A 19,043-nucleotide genomic window follows, 5' to 3' on the forward strand; every position below is an offset into this window, starting at 1 on the left:
GTCTATGCGTCGGGGGGTCATCCATAATGCCATCCAGTCTAACGAACAGCGTGCCGGTTCACCTGGTCGGGAAGGTGGTCAGGCTTACGCCAACAGCTCAACCCCGGTCCGAGTTGAGCAGCAGAACTGGCGCCTGAGGCCCGCCCGCAACCGCCACGGCACTGGCAACGGCGAATACTCGCCGTCCTACTGGACTTACCTTCCTACTTACTGTGAGCACCGAGCTGCTCCCTCCGGTCCCTGCTTGCTCATTCCTGCCGTGCTTAGACTGGCATATCGGCTCATCAGCCGATTGCACAACCACTGACGTCAACCGTAGGGAGATCATCATGGGACTGGACGACAAGCTCAGCAACGCAGCAGACAAGCTCGGCGGCAAAGGCAAGGAAGCCGCAGGCCACGCAACCGGTGATGAAAGCCTGCAGGCCGAAGGGCAGGGCGACCAGGTCAAGGGCGACCTCAAGCAGGCCGGCGAGAAGCTCAAGGACGCCTTCAAGAAGTGATGCTTTACCCCACGGCTGATTTAGCCGCTGGGTAAAGAGCAACGCAAAGGGAGTGCACCTGAACCAGGTGTGCTCCCTTTCTGCACCACCGGGCCGTCATTTGACTCTTATAGGAGCGTCGGATCATGCTGGTGACCTCACGGGTGCTAAGCGGGTTCGCCGTACGCTGCTGCGGCCACCTCGCGGTCGTCGGCCCCGGAAAGATCGTTCATCCGTGTGGGCTTCGGCCGTCGGCCTGTACTGCGGACCCACCGCCCATGCACATAGTGCGGCGTCAGTGCGGCGAATCAGTCGGATCCACGACAAAAGCTCCCGAGGGAAATCCGATCCACCCCAACCGTCCCTCACGAAAAAGATCCGCCGCTCGATGCATACACAGATAAGCACCCTGACGGCCGTGTCTGGACTCGAGTGCGTCAAGTACCTCGCCCGTACTGTGCAGCCTTCGCTCCTTCCCCTGACCGTCGATGAGCAGATACGTCCAGTGATGCTTCCGACCAAAGACACCCGAGGGGGCGTGTTCGACTACCTTGAGATATTGCTCTCTCAGAGCTGCCATACTGATCACCCCCATCTATAGCTGGGGGATCAATTTACCGGCCGATAGTCCTGCGCGGACGGTAGATGACCGAGCACATCTTTCATTACGACTCGCGAGTACCAGCCGATATCGAACTCGTATTCTGATCCAACCGCGAAGGACGACACCCAGCCCGATCAGGATGATGGCTGTCCTGAGGACGTTCCACAACCACCCGAATTCTTGCCTGCGCGATTCGCCTCGCGGACTCTCGCTTGCCATCAGCTCCCCTCGTTCACCAGCAATGACTCTTGCTAATGTCCGCTTCCATGGCGCCCAGCTGAAGGCGCCGAAGAACCTCCCGCAAATCCTCGAGGCGTCCAAACGTCGTCAGATCAGGCGTGGCGAAAGCAGGGTGGAACAGGTCGAGGTCTTTCGGTCGGGATGGTCAGTGCGAGAACTACCATCCTCCACGCACCGGGCCTTCAGAAATCGCCGCCCGGGTAGATGCCCTCGGGCAGCGTGAAGCACGCGGATCCTGATGCAATACGGATCTCGTTCGGGGAGAGTCCTTCGGAGACGAGATAACTCTCCCCTGGAGCAGGCGGGTCGATCTGAATCTGATAGTTTTCATCTACATCCCTATCGACGGATACTTCGGTTCCGTTCGCCCGATAGTGGGCTTCGATGGCTTTCACGATGGGCTCTATCTCGGTTCCTTCAGCGAGGGTGACCGTCGTTGCACCAGCCCAACTGTGCTGGGTCTCGTTGCAGGACAGAAGTGTGCCCGTCTGCAGTTGATCAATCGAGAGAACAGCATCCTTCGGGATCAGAGCGGCGATCTCCCCTTCCATAACCTGGGTGTGGGCTTTGGCTTCCTGCCAGGTGAGTTCAGCGTCCATCGATTCCTCCTGTGTTTGAGCGGCCGTTGGCGCAGGTGGCGCGGCCGGATCCGCGTTCGGGTTCCCGGCACAACCGGCAAGCCCGATCAGACCCACCAGCAACAACGTCATGAACCCGCTACGCGCCCTCATCGACCAATAATTTTCAGCATGTTATTAAGCGCTTTCAAGTTGTCCTCGCTGTCGGTGGCAATGAGGCTGTGGTTATCCATGAGGATTTTCCCCTCTTCGACGCTGTTGATCGCACCGTCGAGTTCGTCGTCGTCGGGTCCGCGGTAGAAGTACTGGTCGAACTCGTCGCGATGAATCGGGTTGTTCCCATCCCACACAACCCCTCTATTCGTGAAGGGGTTGGTAGCGCCCTGACCATGGATGAGCACATCGTCGTAGTACAGGTTCGAGTATTCCGTAGTCGGCCGTGGTTCCCAATCCGGGAGCATCCCGGCCCCGGCGAGGGAAATCACCTTGTCATACCGGGCTCCGGCGACTTCAGAGCTGGTGACGTTCGCCAGGCCCCAGCTGTGCCCGATGCCGGTTTGTTCGGCACCGTTCAGGTAAGGGTCAGTGCGCATCCCGGACTCGAAGGAGGCCAGTTGCTGCCCGGAGCTGCGTGCAAGGTGTTGATCGTTCGCCTCGCCGATTCGCGCCAGGTTGGGACCACCAGCGGTGTCCTCCTCTCCGGGAAACCGCCCATCCTTATAGACGAAAGCCACCGTCCCTGGCGCGTGTCTCCTGAGGTAATTCGACACCTGCTGTACCCCGCCGGTGTAGAAACTGTTCATCCCGGTGAACGTCCCCGGAACATAAGTGATCACGTTCCGTGTGTCGGGGTTTGGAGTGCCAATCAACTCCACGATCCGGGACCGATTCCGGTCATAGAGGTAGAGCTGGACGTTCCCGGCTTCTACCTCTTTGAGGTATGCCACCGCATTCTGCAGCATCTCCGTTCGGTTCGGGTCGTGGCGGGCTTGCCCGGTCCCCGACAGCTTCAGGGCTGTTTCCAGATCTTTCTCCGCCGCCCGGAGCAGGTTCGGCGCGTTCAACTGGTTGGCCCGTACCCTGGCCAGTGCGGGCATCCCGTCCAAAGCGCCGAACATCGCCGGAGCCGCAGCGAGCAGCAGCTCCTGCCGCTGCGCGACGCCGGCCGCATCCGCGGCGGTGCCGGCCCCCGTGGTCATGCCCGACCACCAGGCCCCGATCTTCGATGGACCCATGCGCTGAAGGGTCTGCTGCCATCCGGTCAATGTTGCCAGCGCCTTGGTATCCGCCAGCGTCGCAGTGGACAGATAGCTCAGCAGCGCCGCACCCGATAGGGACCCCGGTACGGTAGCAAGCACAAGGACATCGTTCGATACCGTCACCTGACCGACATGTCCGCTGCCACCGGCAGCACGGAACGTCGAAGCGATGTCGGAAAGCCGGGTCGCGTCCAAATGATTGTCCTCCAGGAACCGCCGCAGCCCGCTACCGACAGCGTTGAGATCAGAGTGCGCCCAAGAGCATTCCTGCTCGAACTCGGACACTGCTGCACTGACTTTGTCAGCTGCTCCTCCGGCGGCATCGTCCTGAATCCTGAAGGTCGACACCGCGGAGTCAAGGGTGGCAGGGTCAGCGGAACTCGCCCCAGCAGTGCTTCCGCTAGCTCAGGCACGCAACCCTTGCCGTGCGGTGTCCACGTTCACCGACGGACGGTCGGTCTCCTCCATGGACGGGCGCGGCCCTACATCCACTGCAACACCGCTGCCGGCACTCGCCCAGCCGGCGGCAAAGGCCCACGCCCTCGACTCATCCAAGCGACGCTGCTCGACCTCCGCGGCGCTCTTCGCTTCCTGGGCCTGACGGGCGACATCATCCAGCATATGGACCAACTCTGAACGGGCCGCCCGTTCAGCGGCAACGTTCTCCCGGAAACAGTTCGCGAACACGCCCCGGAATTCCGCAAGAGCAGCCGTTGAGATCGACTCCCGTCCGCCGCGTTGATCCTGCAACGCACGTGCCGCATCTCGACATGCGCCGATTAGACGATTGGCGACCTCCGTATCGAAATTCATTCAAACTCCCCCAGACAAATGAACACCCACGCACCACAACAAACCCTACCCAGTACGGCTCTTCGAAATCCGGTAGGAGTCATTGTTCGAAGCCACCGGCGGCGAGGAGCATGCGGAGCCGGTAGTCCCAGCAAGAAAACAACAGGAAAGATCAGCACATCCGCCGGGCAGAGGCCCGCACGGGAAAAAGCACGAAAAGAAGACCTACAACAAGAAGAAACCTACAAGAAAAGAGACCTGCGACAACCACGACCGGCGGAGGACACCCCCGCCCACGGCAGAACAACGCGAAAAGACCCGCTCAGCGAAGACCCGGTCCGGGAAAGCCAGTACCGGGGAACCTCTGTTTCCGTGACGATCCCGCTGACCGCGCCACTCCACCACGTGGCGCGGTCAGCGGGACGTCACCGCGAAAGGCTCCTGCTCAGGCGCCGCCGCCGGCGGAGAAAATGTCCTGCGAGATCTTCTGCAGCTGCGTCCGCAGCTCTTCCAGTTGCTGCTTGGCCTTGTCCAGGGCGGCCTTCGTCTCCGGCCACGTCGAACCCCGGAACTGCGAGGCCAGCGGCCCGTCCCAGATATTCGGGTCCGACAGGATCCTGCCCTGCGCATCCAGCGCCGAGATCTGATCGGTGAAACCACCATTGATGATCGACTGGACCTGGCCGATAGCAGCCTTCGCTTGCTCGGTCGACAACACACGCGACATGAAAAACATCCTCCCCAAGAGACCACCGCTTCAATGCCGGATGAGAGAAACACCGGCGAGCGGACGCTGATGACCCTACCAACACCAACTCGGTGAATCTGGACCGGCAAGAACGACCACGCGGCAGGTCCACGAATCCTCGTTCTCCTGACAGATTGCCACGTGTAGAACCGAACGCTCTCGACTCAGCAGAAACACCCCGTACGCGGAGTAGCGAAACGACGCGCATCCGGGAGGAAAGAAAAGCCTTGCCCAATTTTACGAATGAGGATCACCAGGCCCTACGACCAATAGATAGAGCCTACAAATCAGCCATGCAATTAGACATTAAATCGAAATTCAACCACGTCGCCGTCGGACATCACGTATTCCTTGCCCTCGATGCGCACCTTGCCGCGGGACTTGGCTTCGGCCATCGTCCGGGCTTCCATGAGGTCCTCGAAGTGAACAATCTCGGCTTTGATGAAGCCGCGCTGGAAGTCCGAGTGGATGACGCCGGCGGCCTCGGGCGCCGTGGCACCCTTCTTGATCGTCCAGGCACGGGTCTCCTTCGGACCTGCCGTGAGGTAGGTCTGCAGGCCGAGGGTGTGGAAGCCGACACGCGCGAGCTGGTCGAGGCCGGATTCCTCCTGGCCGTTCATCTCGAGCATCTCGCGCGCCTCGGCCTCGTCGAGCTCCACGAGGTCGGCTTCGAGCTTGGCGTCGAGGAAGATCGCGTCGGCGGGGGCCACGAGCCGGCGCAGCTCCTCCTGACGCTCGGCGCTGCCGAGCACGGCGTCGTCGACGTTGAAGACGTAGATGAACGGTTTGGCGGTGAGCAGGCTGAGCTCGCGGAGGTGTTCCATCTCGAGCTTGTCGCTGGTGACCGACGAGAAGATCGTGTCGCCGCGCTCGAGGACGGACTGCGCTGCCTGCATGGCGGTCAGCTGTGCGGCCTCGCGCTTCTTGATCTTCACTTCCTTCTCGACGCGCGGGATGGCCTTCTCGAGCGTCTGCAGGTCGGCGAGGATCAGTTCGGTGTTGATGGTCTCCATGTCGGAGCGGGGGTCCACCTTGCCGTCGACGTGGATGACGTCGGGGTCGTCGAACACACGGATGACCTGGGCGATCGCCTCGGCCTCGCGGATGTTGGCGAGGAACTGGTTGCCGAGGCCCTCACCCTCCGACGCGCCCTTGACGATGCCGGCAATGTCGACGAAGGAGACGGTGGCCGGCAGGATCTGCTTCGACCCGAACACCTCGGCGAGCTGTGCGAGGCGCGGGTCCGGCAGACTGACCACGCCGACATTCGGCTCGATGGTCGCGAACGGGTAGTTCGCCGCCAGGACGTTGTTGCGCGTCAGCGCGTTGAAGAGTGTTGATTTGCCGACGTTGGGCAGTCCGACGATGCCGATAGTAAGAGCCACGGGAGACAAGTCTACCGGGCGTCGGAGGACCGACCGGCGGTGTCGCGTCTGCCGATTGTCGGAGGTTCCTGCGACAGTGTGGGCATGAGTACAACCGCCGTCCTCCTCGTCCTCCTCGCCTTCCTCATCGGCTGCGCCGTCGGTGCATTCCTGGTGTACCGCGCAGTACGGCTGCGCGACGACGAGCTGCGCAGCGAGCTCGACGACGCCACAGCCCGACTGGGGAGCACGACGACGGAGCTCGCGGCAGCCGCGGCTCAGCGCGATCTCCTGCAGCAGCACAACCGCGAACTGACGGGCAAGACATCGACGGACAACGACGTCCTGCGGGCCCTCGCACCGGTGGCGGAGAAACTGACCCAGGTGCAGCGGCAGGTCGGGCTGCTCGAGCGCGACCGCATAGAACAGTACGGCCAGCTCGCGCGGCAGCTCGAGGAAGCGCGCGAAGCAGACGCCCGGCTGCTCTCGACGACGCACTCGCTGGCCGGCGCCCTGCGCAGCACCAGCGCCAGGGGCCAGTGGGGCGAGGTCCAGTTGCGGCGCGTCGTGGAAGCTGCCGGAATGCTCTCGCGCGTGGACTTCCTGGAGCAGGTCTCCTACACGACCGGGAACGACGGCGACCGCGCCCGCCCGGACATGGTGGTGCAGCTGCCCGGGGACAAGCAGCTCGTCATCGACGCGAAGGTACCCCTGAGCGCGTTCCTCGAGGCTCAGGAACTGGTGGGACCGGTGGCGGACGCAGGAGGGGGCGAGAAAGCCGGCCTCGAAGCCCGTCATGCCGAGCTGCTGAAGCAGCACGGCAAGGCGCTGCGCGCACACGTCGATGCGCTCGCCCGCAAGAAGTACTGGGAAGGCGCCTCCAACTCCCCCGAGCTCGTCATCTGCTTCATACCGGTGGAGTCGGTCCTTGCAGAAGCGCTACGGGCCGACCCTGAACTCCTCGACTACGCCTTCACCCGCAACGTCGCCCTGGCGTCGCCGGTATCGCTTCTCGGCATTTTGAAGGGCGCAGCGTTCAGCTGGCGGCAGGCCGTCCTGACCGACAATGCACGCGAGCTGTTCGACCTGTCGAAGCAGCTGTACGAACGCCTCGGGACGATGGGCGGGCATGTCACCCGTCTGGGAGCGTCCCTGAAGACCTCCGTGGAGCGCTACAACTCCTTCGTCGGCGCCCTCGAATCCAGGGTGCTCCCCACGGCACGCCGGATCGGCGCCTTCGACTCCGCATCCCTGGACGTCGTCGACGCGGCAGCGGGAGGAGTGGATGAGGCACAGGCGGAGGTGAGCCTGCTCGGCACCGCCCGCGCCCAGCGCGCAGGCAGCGTGCCTGCGGGCTCCGGGACCGCTGCGTCGGCGATCGACGCGACGCCGCGTTCCCTGACCGCCCACGAACTGCTCGACGGGACCGACGGGTAGCCGGGCGCGCTCCTACCGGCGGAGGGACAACTCCCCGGACGGTCCCGACAGGCGCCGCCCCAGCAGACCCTGGTGGGATTCGGCGGTGCCGGCGGCAGGAGATGCTACACCGGGTGAGGCGCCAGGCCCTTGCGGTGGTGCATCCATCCCTGTACCGTCGTGCCGCCCACCCTGAACAACGGACGTGCCTGGAACCTCAGTTGAGGGACGTCCGATCCTGCCGCTGGCCCCGCCCACCGCGACCCTGGGACGGATCACCCATCGCCTTCAGCGCGGCGCGGATCTCCTTGGGCAGCGAGAAGATGATGTCCTCCTGGGCCGTCACGACCTCCTCGACCTCGCCGTAGCCGTACTCAGCGAGCAGTCTCAGAACATCCTGGACGAGGTTCTCCGGGACGGAGGCACCGGATGAGATGCCGACGGTGGCCACGCCCTCGAACCAGGACTCGTTCACCTCATTGGCGAAGTCCACGCGGTGCGCCGCCTTCGCGCCGTACTCGAGCGCCACTTCGACCAGTCGCACGGAATTCGACGAGTTGGCCGATCCGACCACGATGACGAGATCCGTCTGCGGCGCGATCTTCTTGATGGCCGCCTGGCGGTTGGACGTGGCGTAGCAGATGTCATCGCTCGGAGGATCCTGCAGCGTCGGGAAGCGCTCCTTGAGCAGGTTCACGGTCAGCATGGTCTCGTCGACGCTCAGTGTGGTCTGCGAGAGCCAGATGAGCCGTTCCGGATCGCGTACCTGGACCTTGTCGACGTCCTCCGGCCCATTGACGATCTGGATGTGATCGGGCGCCTCGCCGGCCGTGCCCTCGACTTCCTCGTGGCCCTCATGGCCGATCAGGAGGATGTCGAAGTCGTCGCGCGCGAAACGCTGGGCCTCCTTGTGCACCTTCGTCACCAGCGGGCAGGTCGCGTCGATCGTCCGGAGACCCCTGTCCTCGGCGGACTGGACGACGGCGGGTGAGACCCCATGGGCAGAGAACACGACCAGCGCGCCCTCCGGCACCTCGTCCGTCTCGTCGACGAAGACGGCGCCCTTCGCCTCGAGCGTCGACACGACGTGCAGGTTGTGCACGATCTGCTTCCGCACGTACACCGGGGGTCCGTAGTGCTCCAGGGCCTTCTCGACGGCGATGACCGCGCGGTCCACGCCTGCGCAGTAACCCCGGGGGGCTGCGAGCAGTACCTTCTTCTCCCCTGGCACCGGTGCGGCTGCGAGGACGTCCTCCGGAGAGCGACGCCTGCGCGGGATGGTGGGCATGGGGACCTGAACGGTGGTACTGGTCATGATCCGATTCTACCGGGTGGGTGCTGCTCGACCTGCTGATCGCAGTCCTCTCCGCTGTGAGCTGAGCCCTACACCGGGCGCCGGTCATCCCGCCGACGCCGACCACCGAGCGCCAGTTGCGCGACGGCGCCGACCACGACGGCCACCAGCCCGCCGACGACCACGGGCACGCCGGCCTCGGCGACGCTTGCTCCGGCCTGTTCCGCCAACCCACGGACGAACACGTCCGCCACCGCGCTCGACCCGGGCGCACGAGCCGCGGCAGCGGGGATCCAGTCCCCCGCCAGGAACCCGACCACCCCGATGAGCGCCACCCCGAGGCCCAGGAGGGCGAGGGTGGTACCCCGTCGCCGAGCGATCACCAGCGCCAGCAGGCCCAGTACGGCCGCTCCGGCGAGGTACACCTCCCACGCCTGCACGGCACCAGCGACGCTGCTGAACACTCCGCCGCGCTCGACCGACCCGACCTCGATCATCGTGTCCTCCGGCACCGGGACCTCCACTCCGAGTCCTCCCCCGATGCTGTCCGCGACGAGTCCCACGACGGGACCGAGGTCGAGGGTCAGGATGGCCGGGGCCGGTTCGGACGGATCGGGAGCCTGGGCGAAGGTGAAGGAGTGCGACACGCGCAGCGTCTCGGTCCATGCGGCCGGATATCCCGACGCATCGGTGACGGTGCCCGCAGCATCCCGGATCAGCGGCTCGACGAAGGACGTGATCTGTTCGGGCAATCCGCCGCCTGCCGTCACGTCCTCGACCAGCGAATCGGTCAGTGCCGCCTGGAATTCCTCGTCCTCGCCGAGCGGGGCAGCGAGCGCGACGAAGCCGGACTCCTCCACGAGGTTCTCGTCGAGCCACGCGGACGCCAGTCCGCCGGCCGCGACGACGAGCGCGAGAAGGGCCAGCAGGGCCGAGAGCAGGGTCCGCATGAAATCCTTAGCTGGAGGTCGAACTACCGATTATGCCGGGTCCCCCGTCAGGAGGCACGGAGGATCGTGGCCCGCGGGGGTGCGTCCAAAGTGCACAGAGCCATGCCGTGAGCCGCCGCCGGGGGTCCGGGATGGTACAGATGAACAGGACAGACAGCGCAGGCGGGGCTTCCCCCGCCGAGGACAGGAGACGGATGACGAGCGAGGGAGTGCGCGCGCGACCGGCAGGGGCGGGATCATCCCCGCCGGCATCGACGGTGCCGGTCACGGCAGCCGAGACATCACCCGAATCGCCGTGGCCGCTCCATCTGCTGTCGGAGAAGCTCAAGGCCCACATCGAACGGGCGCCGGCAGCCTGGGTCGAGGGACAGGTCATCGAACTCAACCGCCGCGCGAGCATGTGCTACATCACGCTGCGCGACGTCGATTCGGAAGTTTCCCTCTCCCTGTCGGTCTACGGCTCCGTCATGGACCGGGTATCCATGCCCCTGGATCGCGGCTCCCGGGTCGTGGCACGCCTCAAGCCCGACTTCTGGGTCAAGACCGGGCGGCTGTCCATGCAGACGATCGACATCCGTCCCGTCGGGATCGGCGATCTCCTGGCGCGCATCGAGAGGCTGCGACAGGCGCTCGCCGCGGAAGGGCTGTTCGCACCGGCCCGCAAGAAGCAGCTGCCGCTCCTGCCTCACCGGATCGGGCTCATCACGGGCCGCGATTCCGATGCCATGAAGGACGTGATGCGCAACGCCGCCCTGCGGTGGCCGGCCGTCGAGTTCGAGGTCCGCGAGGTCGCCGTCCAGGGCGTGAGCAGCGTTGCACAGGTCTCCGCGGCCCTCGCGGACCTCGATGCCCACCCCCGGGTCGACGTCATCATCATCGCGCGGGGCGGCGGAGCGCTGGAGGACCTGCTGCCCTTCAGCGACGAGTCGCTGGTCCGCGCGGTCGCGATGGCGAACACTCCTGTCGTCAGCGCCATCGGCCATGAGGCGGATCGGCCGCTCCTCGACGAGGTCGCCGATCTCCGCGCCTCCACGCCCACCGATGCGGCGAAGCGCGTGGTCCCGGACGTATCCGAGGAACTCGCCCGGATCCGGCAGGCGCGTGCCGCGCTCGAACGCTCCATCCGGGTCCTCGTGCACCGGGAGGCGGAGAGCCTCGCGAACCTCCGCTCCCGGCCGTCCCTGGCGAAGCCCGAAGGCATGATCGACGTGCGGGAAGCCGACATCGAGCGGCTCCGGTCCCGCGCCCTGCGCTCTGCCGCCGCAGGGGTGGAACGCGGTGCCGTCGCCGTGCACCACCTGCGGGAACGCGTACGGTCCCTCTCGCCGCAGAGGACCCTCGACCGCGGTTATGCGGTGGTGCAGAAGGAGGACGGACACGTGGTGCGGACGCCGGAGGACGTGCCGACCGGCGAGGTCCTGCGGGTCCGGGTCGCGGGTGGCCAGTTCGGCGCCGTCGCCCAGGGCACACCCGCACCGCACGAACCCGCATGACGCTACAGCCACAGCAGGCCCGGACACGGGCCGACCAGCAGACGAGGAACACCGTGGAGAAGGAAGATGCCATGACGGAGAACACCCCACCGGAGCAGCGACAGTCCGACGTCGGCTCGCTGTCCTACGAGCAGGCGCGCGAGGAACTCGTCGCCGTCGTCTCGCGGCTCGAAGCCGGAGGTGTGAGCCTCGAGGAATCGCTGGCGCTGTGGGAGCGCGGCGAGGCCCTGGCCGATCGTTGCGAGGCGTGGCTGGAAGGCGCGAAGGTGCGGCTCGCGGCTGCGCGGGACAAGGCCGAGGGCCAGTAGCAGGCCGTCGCCCTGCTTCGGCCGGCAGGGCCCGATGCGGCGCCGCTACGCGTCGGGGGTTTGCAGCAGCTCCTGCAGTGCCCACGAGTTGCCGTCCGGATCGGCGAAGTAGACGAAGCGGCCCCACGGCTGCGCGTCCACGTCGCTCGCTGCGACGCCGCGTTCGAGCAGCCCTGCACGGGCTCTCGCCGCATCAGGTACGACGACCTGGATGCCGTGCAGCGATCCGGGCACCATGTCGCTGATGCCCTCGCCGAGTGCGATCGAACAGGCGGACCCCGGCGGGGTCAGTTGCACGAAGCGCAGGCTGCTGCTCACACGGTGGTCGTGGTCCAGCGTGAACCCCACCTGGTCGCGATAGAAGGAGATGGCCCTGTCCGCGTCGGTGACGGGCAGTGCGATGAGTTCGATCTTCCAGTCCATGGGAGCCTCCTGGCGGTGGTGGAGCCTCAAGGCTAGGAGCAGATGCGGACGGTTGCGGTCCGCAGCATCAGAACGGTCAGGAGGCGACGAGGCGCTGCTTCTCGACCTCCACGTCGAAGGATGCCCTGGGCCAGCTCAGCTGCATGTCCTCCAGCGTCGCGGTGAGCAACTGCTGCACGGCGAGGCGTGCATACCACTTGCGGTCGGCGGGAACGACGTACCACGGCGTGTCGGGCGTGCTCGTCCGCTCGATCGCGGCCTGGTACGCCTCCTGGTACTGCTGCCAGTAGCCGCGATCGTCGATGTCGCCAGGGTTGTACTTCCAGTACTTGTCCCTCCGATCGAGGCGCTTCGAGAGCCTGTCCTTCTGCTCGTCCTTGCTGATGTGCAGCATGACCTTGAGCACGCGGGTCCCCGAGGCCACGACGTCCTCCTCGAACCGCGAGATGGCTCCGTACCGCTTCTCGATCTCCGTCGCCGGGGATAGTCCGCGCACGCGGTGGACCAGGACGTCCTCGTAGTGGGACCGATCGAAGACTCCCAGCATCCCGGGTCTGGGGAGCTGGTGGCGGATCCGCCAGAGGAAGCTGTGCCGCCGCTCCTCCTCGGTCGGCGCCGCGAAGGCGTGGTGCTGCACTCCCTGCGGGTCGACCAGCCCTACGACGTGACGGACGATGCCGCCCTTTCCCGAGGTATCCATGCCCTGCAGGACGAGCAGGACGGCGATCTCGCTTCCGGCCCGGCTCTCGGCGAAGAGCTTCGCCTGCAGGGAGGAGAGAGCGTCGGCGCCGGCGGAGAGCGATGCGGCGCCCTCCTTCTTGCCGCCGTCGAAGCCCGGCGTCGACCGGGGATCCACGCCCGCGAGCGAGAAGTCCGGCCCCGCCAGGAGGAGGCGACGCATCGCGGCACTGCTGTCAGCTGTCACGGACATGGACCCTCCTGCGGTCAGGGCCGGTACGTGGACAGGAACTCGGCGAGCCTCCCGAGGGCATCCTCGATGACTTCCACGCTCGGGAGCGTGACCATGCGGAAGTGGTCCGGGTTGATCCAGTTGAAGGCCCTGCCGTGCGAGATCAGGATCTTCTGCTGCTTCAGGAGGTCGAGGGCGAACTTCTCGTCATCCTTGATGGGATAGACCTCGGGGTCGAGCTTCGGGAAGAGGTACAGGGCACCCTGGGCCACCTCGCAGCTCACGCCGTCGATCGCATTGAGCAGCTGCGCGGCCTTGTCGCGCTGCTGCTTCAAACGTCCCCCCGGCAGGATCAGGTCGTTGATGCTCTGGTACCCGCCCAGCGCCGTCTGGATCGCGTGCTGCGCAGGGACATTCGCACAGAGCCTCATGTTGGCCAGCAGGTTGATGCCCTCGATGTAGTTCGCGGCGTCGCGCTTCGGTCCGGAGATCGCCATCCAGCCGCTGCGGAACCCGGCGATCCGGTACGCCTTGGAGAGGCCGCTGAAGGTCAGGCACAGCACGTCGTCGCCCGCGACCGATGCCGCGTTGATGTGGACGGCGTCGTCGTAGAGGATCTTCTCGTAGATCTCGTCGGCGAACAGGATGAGCCCGTGCTCGCGTGCCAGGCGCACGATCCCCTCGAGGACGGGCCGGGGGTAGACCGAACCGGTCGGGTTGTTCGGATTGATGAGGACGATGCCCTTGGTGTTGGGCGTGATCTTCGAGGCCATGTCCTCGAGGTCGGGCCACCAGTGGTTGTCCTCGTCGCAGAGGTAGTGCACCGGGGTGCCGCTGGCGAGCGCGACGGACGCGGTCCAGAGCGGGTAGTCCGGCGTGGGGATCAGCACTTCGTCACCGGCGTTGAGCAGTGCCTGCATGGAGAGCGTGATGAGCTCGCTGACACCGTTGCCGAGGTAGACGTCGTCGACGTCGATCGTCTTGATGCCGCGACCCTGGTAGTACTGCACGACGGCGGTCCGCGCGGAGAAGATACCTCGCGAATCGCTGTAGCCCTGGGCCTCGGGCAGGTTGCGGATCATGTCCACGAGGATGGCGTCGGGCGCCTCGAAGCCGAAGGGCGCCGGGTTGCCGATGTTGAGCTTCAGGATGCGGTGGCCCTGGGCCTCCATGGTCATGGCGTGTTCGAGCAGTGGCCCCCTGATGTCGTAGAGGACGTTACGGAGCTTTTCCGACTGCTTGTAGGTGGCCATTGGATCAGGATGCCACAGCAGGGGCCCGGCACGCGGCATATGTCTGCCGGGCGCCGGGCCCCTGCTGGACGGACCTGGTACTGCTGAACTAGCCCGCGAGCCCCTTGTCGGCGAGCCAGTCCGCGGCCGCGTCCGCGGGGTTGCGCTTCTCGTCGCCGCTGACCTCGCGGTTCAGCGCCAGGAGGTCCTCGGTGGTCAGCTGCGCCGACACCTCGTTGAGGACGGTCTGCGCCTCATCGCCCACGGTGTCGGTGTTGATGAGCGGCAGCACCTGCTGGGCGATGAAGTTGTCCTCCGGGTCCTCGAGGACCACGAGGTCGTTGTCCGCGATGGACGGCGTGGTCGTGTAGATGTCGGCGGCCTGCACGGTGTCGTCGAGCAGTGCCTTCAGCGTGATGTCCCCGCCGCCGTCGTTGATGGCCTCGAAGCCGCCGGGCTCGCAGTTGTACTTCGCCTTCAGGCCGGGCAGGCCGTAGGCGCGCTCCTGGAAGGTGCTCGGTGCGCCGATGGTGATCTCACCGCACACCTCCGCGAGGTCCGCGATCGATGTGAGGTCGTACTTCTCGGCCGTGGCGGCCGTCACGACGAGCGCGTCCTTGTCCTCGGCCTCCGAGGGCTCGAGCACACCGAGCTTCACGTCGGGCGACTTCGCAGTGAGCGCATCGGGCAGCGCCGCGGCGATGTCCTCGGCGGATTCCGCCGTGGCGGCAGGATCGGCGAACAGCAGCAGGTTGCCGCCGTACTCGGGCATGATGTCGATCGAGCCGTCCTCGAGGGCGGTGTAGTAGATCTCCCGCGAGCCGATGTTGAGCTGGGTCGTCGCCTCGACGCCGGCCGCGTTGAGCGCACCGGCGTAGATCTCGGCGATGATCTGGCTCTCGGGGAAGTCAGCGGAACCGACGACGACGGCGCCGCCGGCGGACGCGGACGCGGTGTCCTCCGATTCACCCTGGGGGTCGCTGTTGGCACCGCAGGCAGTCAACGCCAGCGCGGCCGTCAGGCCGCCAGCCAGTCCCATCAAAGCGCGCCGCCCGGCGCGTTGTGCTGACAGGTTCTTCATGTTGTTCCTCCTTGTGCACTGGCGACGGCCTTCTGCCGGCCAGATCCTTGGGCCCGTCCCGGACCGGAGACGCGCAGTCCCGGTGAGATGGCGAATCTCTGCAGCAGTCCCAGAAGCAGATCGACGGTGATCGCGAGGACTGTGATGACGACGGCGCCGCCGAAGAGGCGTCCGTAGTCCGCGAGCTGTGTTCCCTCGACGAGGAAGACCCCGAGCCCGCCGAGGTTGATGAAGGCGACGACGGCGGCGGTCGCGATGACCTGCAGCACCGCTGCGCGGACTCCGCCGAGGATGACCTGCAGGCCGTTGGGCACCTCGACCCTGAACAGGATCTGGAGTTCGCTCATGCCCATGCTCCGCGCGGCATCCACCACGGTCCGGTTCACGGAGGAGATGCCGGCATAGATCCCGCTCAGCAGCGGGGGGACGGCGAGGAGCACGAGCGCCCAGATGGGCGGCATCAGGCCGAGGCCCGCGAGGAGCACGAACAGGAACACCATGCCGAGCGTCGGCAGGGCGCGGAGGATCCCCACGCCGGAGACGATGACGACGCGCCCGCGACCGGTGTGCCCCACGTAGAGCCCGATCGGCACCGCGATCACGAGGGCGACCAGCATGGTCAATCCGGTGTAGCCCAGGTGCTCGACGACGCGCGTGGGAATGCCGCGGTCGCCCGCCCAGTTGGCGGGAGCGGTCAGCCACTCCCCCATCTGTACGAAGAGGTTGCTGCTCGAGTAGTCCATCAGGCGCCCGCCACCTTCGCCTCGAGCGCGACGATCTCGTCCGCCGGCCTGCCGCCGGCGGAGACCCTGCGCGTCCACGGGGTCAGGAGGCGCTCCGTGAGGACGAGGAGGAGGTCCAGGACGAGTGCCAGCAGGAGGATGATGCCGATCCCGACGGCGATCTCGGTCGGGAAGGACCGGAACAGTCCGTCCGTGAACAGGGTCCCGAGGCTCGGGACGCCGATCAGTGCGCCGACGCTGACGAGCGAGATGTTGGTGACCGAGACGACGCGCAGGCCGGCGAAGAGCACCGGCAGCGACAGCGGCAGGTCCACGGTGAGGAACCGGCGCACGGGCCTGTAGCCCATGGCGACGGCGGCCTGGCGCACGTCGTCGTCGATCGAATCGAGCGCGTCGAGCGTGGACCGGACGAGCAGGGAGAAGGCGTAGACGGCCAGCGCCACGATCACGTTGACGGGATCGATCACCCTGGTGCCGAGCACCACGGGGAGGAACACGAACATCGCCAGTGACGGGACCGTGTAGAGGATCGACGAGCCGGTCAGCAGGATCGAACTGATCACCGGGTTGAGCCGGGCGAGCTGCGCCATGGGCACGGCGGCGAGGACGCCGAGGAGCAGCGGGACGATGGCCTGGAACAGGTGGAGGCGCGTGTGCAGCCAGACGAAGTCCAGGTTGGCGAGGAACCAGTCCATGGCTACACCGCCGTGTTGTGGTCGGAGCGGCCCCGGTCGAGCCTCGCGGCTTCAATGAGCTCGAAGACCTCCGCGGCTCGGACGACGCCGACGGCGCGCCCGTCGCCGTCGACCGTCACGCCCAGGCCTGACGGCGAGGACAGGGCGGCGTCCAGCGCGCGGCGCAGGGTGTCGCCGCGCGTGTAGAGGGAGCCTCCCGGGACCGCCTCGGCCTGCTTCGTGATGCTTTCGCGCGTCGCCTGCGGGACCCAGCCGTGGGGCCGACCCTCGGAGTCGACGAGCAGCGTCCAGGGCGAGCGCACCGAGACGGTCGGATCCGCGAGGCGGTCCACCTCGATGGTCTCGATCGGGTGGATGGCGACACCGTCCCCCTGCTGGAAGGACAGATGGCGGAAACCGCGGTCACGTCCCACGAAGCCCGCGACGAAATCGTCCACCGGGGCGCGGAGGATCTCCTCGGGGGCCGCGAACTGGGCCAGCCTGCCGCCGACCGCGAACACGGCGACCTTGTCGCCGAGGATCGTCGCCTCGTCGATGTCGTGGGTGACGAAGACGATCGTCTTCGCGAGGTCCCGCTGCAGGCGCAGCAGTTCCTCCTGCAGCTCGGCGCGGACCACGGGGTCGACGGCGCTGAACGGCTCGTCCATGAGGAGGACGGGCGGATCGGCCGCGAGGGCCCGTGCCACGCCGACGCGCTGCTGCTGCCCGCCGGAGAGCTGCCCGGGATACCGGCCGCCCAGCTCGGACGCGAGCCCGACGACGTCGAGCAGTTCACCGGCGCGCTTGCGTGCGGCGGCCTTCCCGACGCCGTTGAGGCGCGGGACCGTCGCGATGTTGTCGAGCACGGTCCGGTGCGGGAGGAGGCCCGAGGACTGCATGACGTACCCCATGGAACGCCGCAGCTCCGCGGCCTTCTGCTGCGAGACGTCCGTGCCGTCCAGGAGGATCTGCCCGGAGGTCGGCTCGACCATCCGGTTGATCATGCGCAGCGATGTCGTCTTGCCGCAGCCCGAGGGCCCGACGAACACGGTGATCCTGCCGCGGTCGATGTCCAGGGAGAGGTCGGCCACGGCGGGGCGCCCGCTGTCGTACGTCTTCGTCACGCTGCGGAACCGGATCATGGGGCGGGCGGAGTCCTGCTCGAAGGAGGTCATGTCAGCTGTGCCTTTCGTGGCAGGAGCTTCTCGGCCGGGTGTGACCCGCGGGCCCCCACTCGGTGCGGGCCCGGCTTGCCGTCTGGATTTCCGCAGGGCGACGCCTGCAGCGGTCAGTTCAAGCTGTCGGAGTTCTGAGTCTAACCATGTGTTCGGAGCAGACAAGAGCCCATATGGGTCTGCAGGAGGGCCGTTGGTTCCGCGGGCCCCGGGAGGGGCACCGCACGATCGTGCCGGGGTCTCCGCTCAGGCGGCCTCATCGGGGCCCAGGAGGAATCGGACCCCCATGACCGGGTCCTCCTCGAGGAAGACGACGTCGGTCATGCCCTCCGACCCGAGGCGGGTCCTCAACCGTGCCTGCAGATCCGGCTGGTGCATGGCAAGGCCGCCGCCGAGGACCACGGGGCCGGGTACGCCGATCACCGATGCGACATCGAGCACGAGGCGCGTGAGGTCGGCGGCTGCACGGTCGATGATGTCCGCGGCGTCCCCTGAACCGTCCCGGGCGGCGTCGAACACGGCACGGGACTGTGCCGCCCAGTAGGTCCGGCCGGCGCCCGAGTGGAAGAGCCCGATCAGTTCCGTCGGGGTGTCGATCCCGTTGAGCGTGAGGACCGCCGTATCGAGGGCATCGGGGTCCTGACCGAGGTCGTGCCGGTGCAGGGCACGGCGCACGGCTTCGCGCGCCACCCAGTAGCCGCTGCCCTCGTCGCCCAGGAGGTAGCCCCAGCCGCCCGAGCGCGCTTTCCGGCCGTCCTCGCCGACGCCCCAGGCCACCGAGCCGGTGCCGGCGATCACGGCGATGCCGGTCCGGGCACCGCCGGCCGCGAGGATGAGCCGCGTGTCGTGGATGACGTCGACGGCGGCGGACGGCGCGTGCGGGGCGATCAGGTCGCGGAGACGCTCGGCGTCGGCTGCGGTGTCCACTCCCCCGGAACCGGCGACGACGAGGCCGATGGTGGGGGCGTCCCCGGCGGGCAGGAGGTCGCGGAAGAGTTCCTCGAGGCTCCGGGCCGCCTCCGCCGGGCTCACGTTCTGGACGTTGGCGCTGCCCGCCTTGGCCTCGGCCACGAGTGAACCGTCGAGCCAGAGCGCGCCGTGGGTCTTGGATCCGCCGATGTCGAGGCCGACGACCGCTCCTGCCGACCTCCCGGTCGCGTTACCGTCCGCGACGGGCCCGCTCGCACCGGGGAGGGGGGACGGGCGGGGCGGCACGGGGGTGGTGGACATGCCTACAGCCTACAAAGAGGAGGACCGGACCCGGTACGGACCCCGCG

19 protein-coding genes are annotated in these 19,043 nt (G+C 66.7%); 4 read left to right on the forward strand and 15 right to left on the reverse strand.

Translation table 11 applies throughout. The features are described 5' to 3' along the window. Positions 1-329 precede the first annotated feature (329 nt). Positions 330-503: a CsbD family protein gene (locus AC0Z9V_RS05620; RefSeq protein ID WP_485140967.1), complete on the forward strand. Its 174-nt coding sequence runs from the start codon at positions 330-332 to the stop codon at positions 501-503. 1,005 nt (positions 504-1,508) lie between these two features. Here the strand turns inward: AC0Z9V_RS05620 and AC0Z9V_RS05625 are convergent. The 5 genes from AC0Z9V_RS05625 to ychF all read right to left on the reverse strand — a co-directional run bounded on the left by AC0Z9V_RS05625 (position 1,509) and on the right by ychF (position 6,088). Then, on the reverse strand, positions 1,509-2,057 hold the full coding sequence (locus AC0Z9V_RS05625) for a hypothetical protein (RefSeq protein WP_485140968.1): 549 nt from the start codon (positions 2,055-2,057) through the stop codon (positions 1,509-1,511). Further along, a complete protein-coding gene (locus AC0Z9V_RS05630) occupies positions 2,054-3,511 on the reverse strand; it encodes a hypothetical protein (protein WP_485140969.1) in 1,458 nt (485 codons plus the stop codon). Before AC0Z9V_RS05630 ends, AC0Z9V_RS05625 begins: the two co-directional genes overlap by 4 nt. Before the next feature lie 57 nt (positions 3,512-3,568). After that, positions 3,569-3,976, reverse strand: coding sequence for a hypothetical protein (locus AC0Z9V_RS05635; protein WP_485140970.1), 408 nt, complete (start codon positions 3,974-3,976; stop codon positions 3,569-3,571). Positions 3,977-4,400: 424 nt separating this feature from the next. Next, positions 4,401-4,682 carry a pyrophosphorylase gene (locus AC0Z9V_RS05640; RefSeq protein WP_485140971.1) on the reverse strand — a complete coding sequence of 94 codons (282 nt, stop codon included), beginning with the start codon at positions 4,680-4,682 and terminating at the stop codon, positions 4,401-4,403. 320 nt (positions 4,683-5,002) lie between these two features. Next, positions 5,003-6,088: a redox-regulated ATPase YchF gene (gene ychF / locus AC0Z9V_RS05645; protein ID WP_133082554.1), complete on the reverse strand. Its 1,086-nt coding sequence runs from the start codon at positions 6,086-6,088 to the stop codon at positions 5,003-5,005. A gap of 84 nt (positions 6,089-6,172) precedes the next feature. Between ychF and AC0Z9V_RS05650 the strand changes: the two genes are divergently transcribed. Beyond that, the gene (locus AC0Z9V_RS05650; RefSeq protein WP_485140972.1) at positions 6,173-7,504 is read left to right on the forward strand and encodes a DNA recombination protein RmuC; all 1,332 of its coding nucleotides are present in this window, start codon (positions 6,173-6,175) and stop codon (positions 7,502-7,504) included. Positions 7,505-7,700: 196 nt separating this feature from the next. Here the strand turns inward: AC0Z9V_RS05650 and AC0Z9V_RS05655 are convergent, their stop codons facing one another. Further along, positions 7,701-8,798, reverse strand: coding sequence for a 4-hydroxy-3-methylbut-2-enyl diphosphate reductase (locus AC0Z9V_RS05655; RefSeq protein ID WP_133082552.1), 1,098 nt, complete (start codon positions 8,796-8,798; stop codon positions 7,701-7,703). A 68-nt stretch (positions 8,799-8,866) separates the two neighbouring features. After that, the gene (locus tag AC0Z9V_RS05660) at positions 8,867-9,727 is read right to left on the reverse strand and encodes a hypothetical protein (RefSeq protein ID WP_485140973.1); all 861 of its coding nucleotides are present in this window, start codon (positions 9,725-9,727) and stop codon (positions 8,867-8,869) included. Between the two features lie 194 nt (positions 9,728-9,921). Here AC0Z9V_RS05660 and xseA point away from each other — a divergent pair, with 194 nt between their 5' ends. After that, positions 9,922-11,220 (forward strand): exodeoxyribonuclease VII large subunit, encoded by a 1,299-nt coding sequence (xseA, locus tag AC0Z9V_RS05665; protein WP_485140974.1) that lies wholly within the window; start codon positions 9,922-9,924, stop codon positions 11,218-11,220. A 71-nt stretch (positions 11,221-11,291) separates the two neighbouring features. Continuing rightward, positions 11,292-11,528 carry an exodeoxyribonuclease VII small subunit gene (locus AC0Z9V_RS05670; protein ID WP_459267085.1) on the forward strand — a complete coding sequence of 79 codons (237 nt, stop codon included), beginning with the start codon at positions 11,292-11,294 and terminating at the stop codon, positions 11,526-11,528. 45 nt (positions 11,529-11,573) lie between these two features. Here AC0Z9V_RS05670 and AC0Z9V_RS05675 read toward each other — a convergent pair whose 3' ends face one another. The 8 genes from AC0Z9V_RS05675 to AC0Z9V_RS05710 all read right to left on the reverse strand — a co-directional run bounded on the left by AC0Z9V_RS05675 (position 11,574) and on the right by AC0Z9V_RS05710 (position 18,996). Next, positions 11,574-11,951, reverse strand: coding sequence for a VOC family protein (locus AC0Z9V_RS05675; protein ID WP_459267086.1), 378 nt, complete (start codon positions 11,949-11,951; stop codon positions 11,574-11,576). Between the two features lie 76 nt (positions 11,952-12,027). Next, a complete protein-coding gene (locus AC0Z9V_RS05680; RefSeq protein ID WP_485140975.1) occupies positions 12,028-12,882 on the reverse strand; it encodes a PPK2 family polyphosphate kinase in 855 nt (284 codons plus the stop codon). Positions 12,883-12,896: 14 nt separating this feature from the next. Then, on the reverse strand, positions 12,897-14,114 hold the full coding sequence (locus tag AC0Z9V_RS05685; RefSeq protein ID WP_133082547.1) for a pyridoxal phosphate-dependent aminotransferase: 1,218 nt from the start codon (positions 14,112-14,114) through the stop codon (positions 12,897-12,899). Between the two features lie 88 nt (positions 14,115-14,202). Continuing rightward, the gene (locus AC0Z9V_RS05690) at positions 14,203-15,174 is read right to left on the reverse strand and encodes an ABC transporter substrate-binding protein (protein WP_133082546.1); all 972 of its coding nucleotides are present in this window, start codon (positions 15,172-15,174) and stop codon (positions 14,203-14,205) included. Next, complete coding sequence (locus AC0Z9V_RS05695; protein ID WP_244186272.1) at positions 15,171-15,917, reverse strand: ABC transporter permease; 747 nt, start codon at positions 15,915-15,917, stop codon at positions 15,171-15,173. Before AC0Z9V_RS05695 ends, AC0Z9V_RS05690 begins: the two co-directional genes overlap by 4 nt. Further along, complete coding sequence (locus AC0Z9V_RS05700; protein ID WP_485140976.1) at positions 15,917-16,612, reverse strand: ABC transporter permease; 696 nt, start codon at positions 16,610-16,612, stop codon at positions 15,917-15,919. The genes AC0Z9V_RS05695 and AC0Z9V_RS05700 overlap by 1 nt, the downstream gene beginning before the upstream one ends. Positions 16,613-16,614: 2 nt before the next feature. Continuing rightward, positions 16,615-17,733, reverse strand: a complete 1,119-nt coding sequence (locus AC0Z9V_RS05705; RefSeq protein WP_133082597.1) for an ABC transporter ATP-binding protein — start codon at positions 17,731-17,733, stop codon at positions 16,615-16,617. Positions 17,734-18,012: 279 nt separating this feature from the next. Continuing rightward, positions 18,013-18,996, reverse strand: a complete 984-nt coding sequence (locus AC0Z9V_RS05710) for an N-acetylglucosamine kinase (protein WP_485140977.1) — start codon at positions 18,994-18,996, stop codon at positions 18,013-18,015. Between the last annotated feature and the right edge of the window lie 47 nt (positions 18,997-19,043).

It is taken from the genome of Arthrobacter sp. UYP4 (assembly GCF_057291175.1).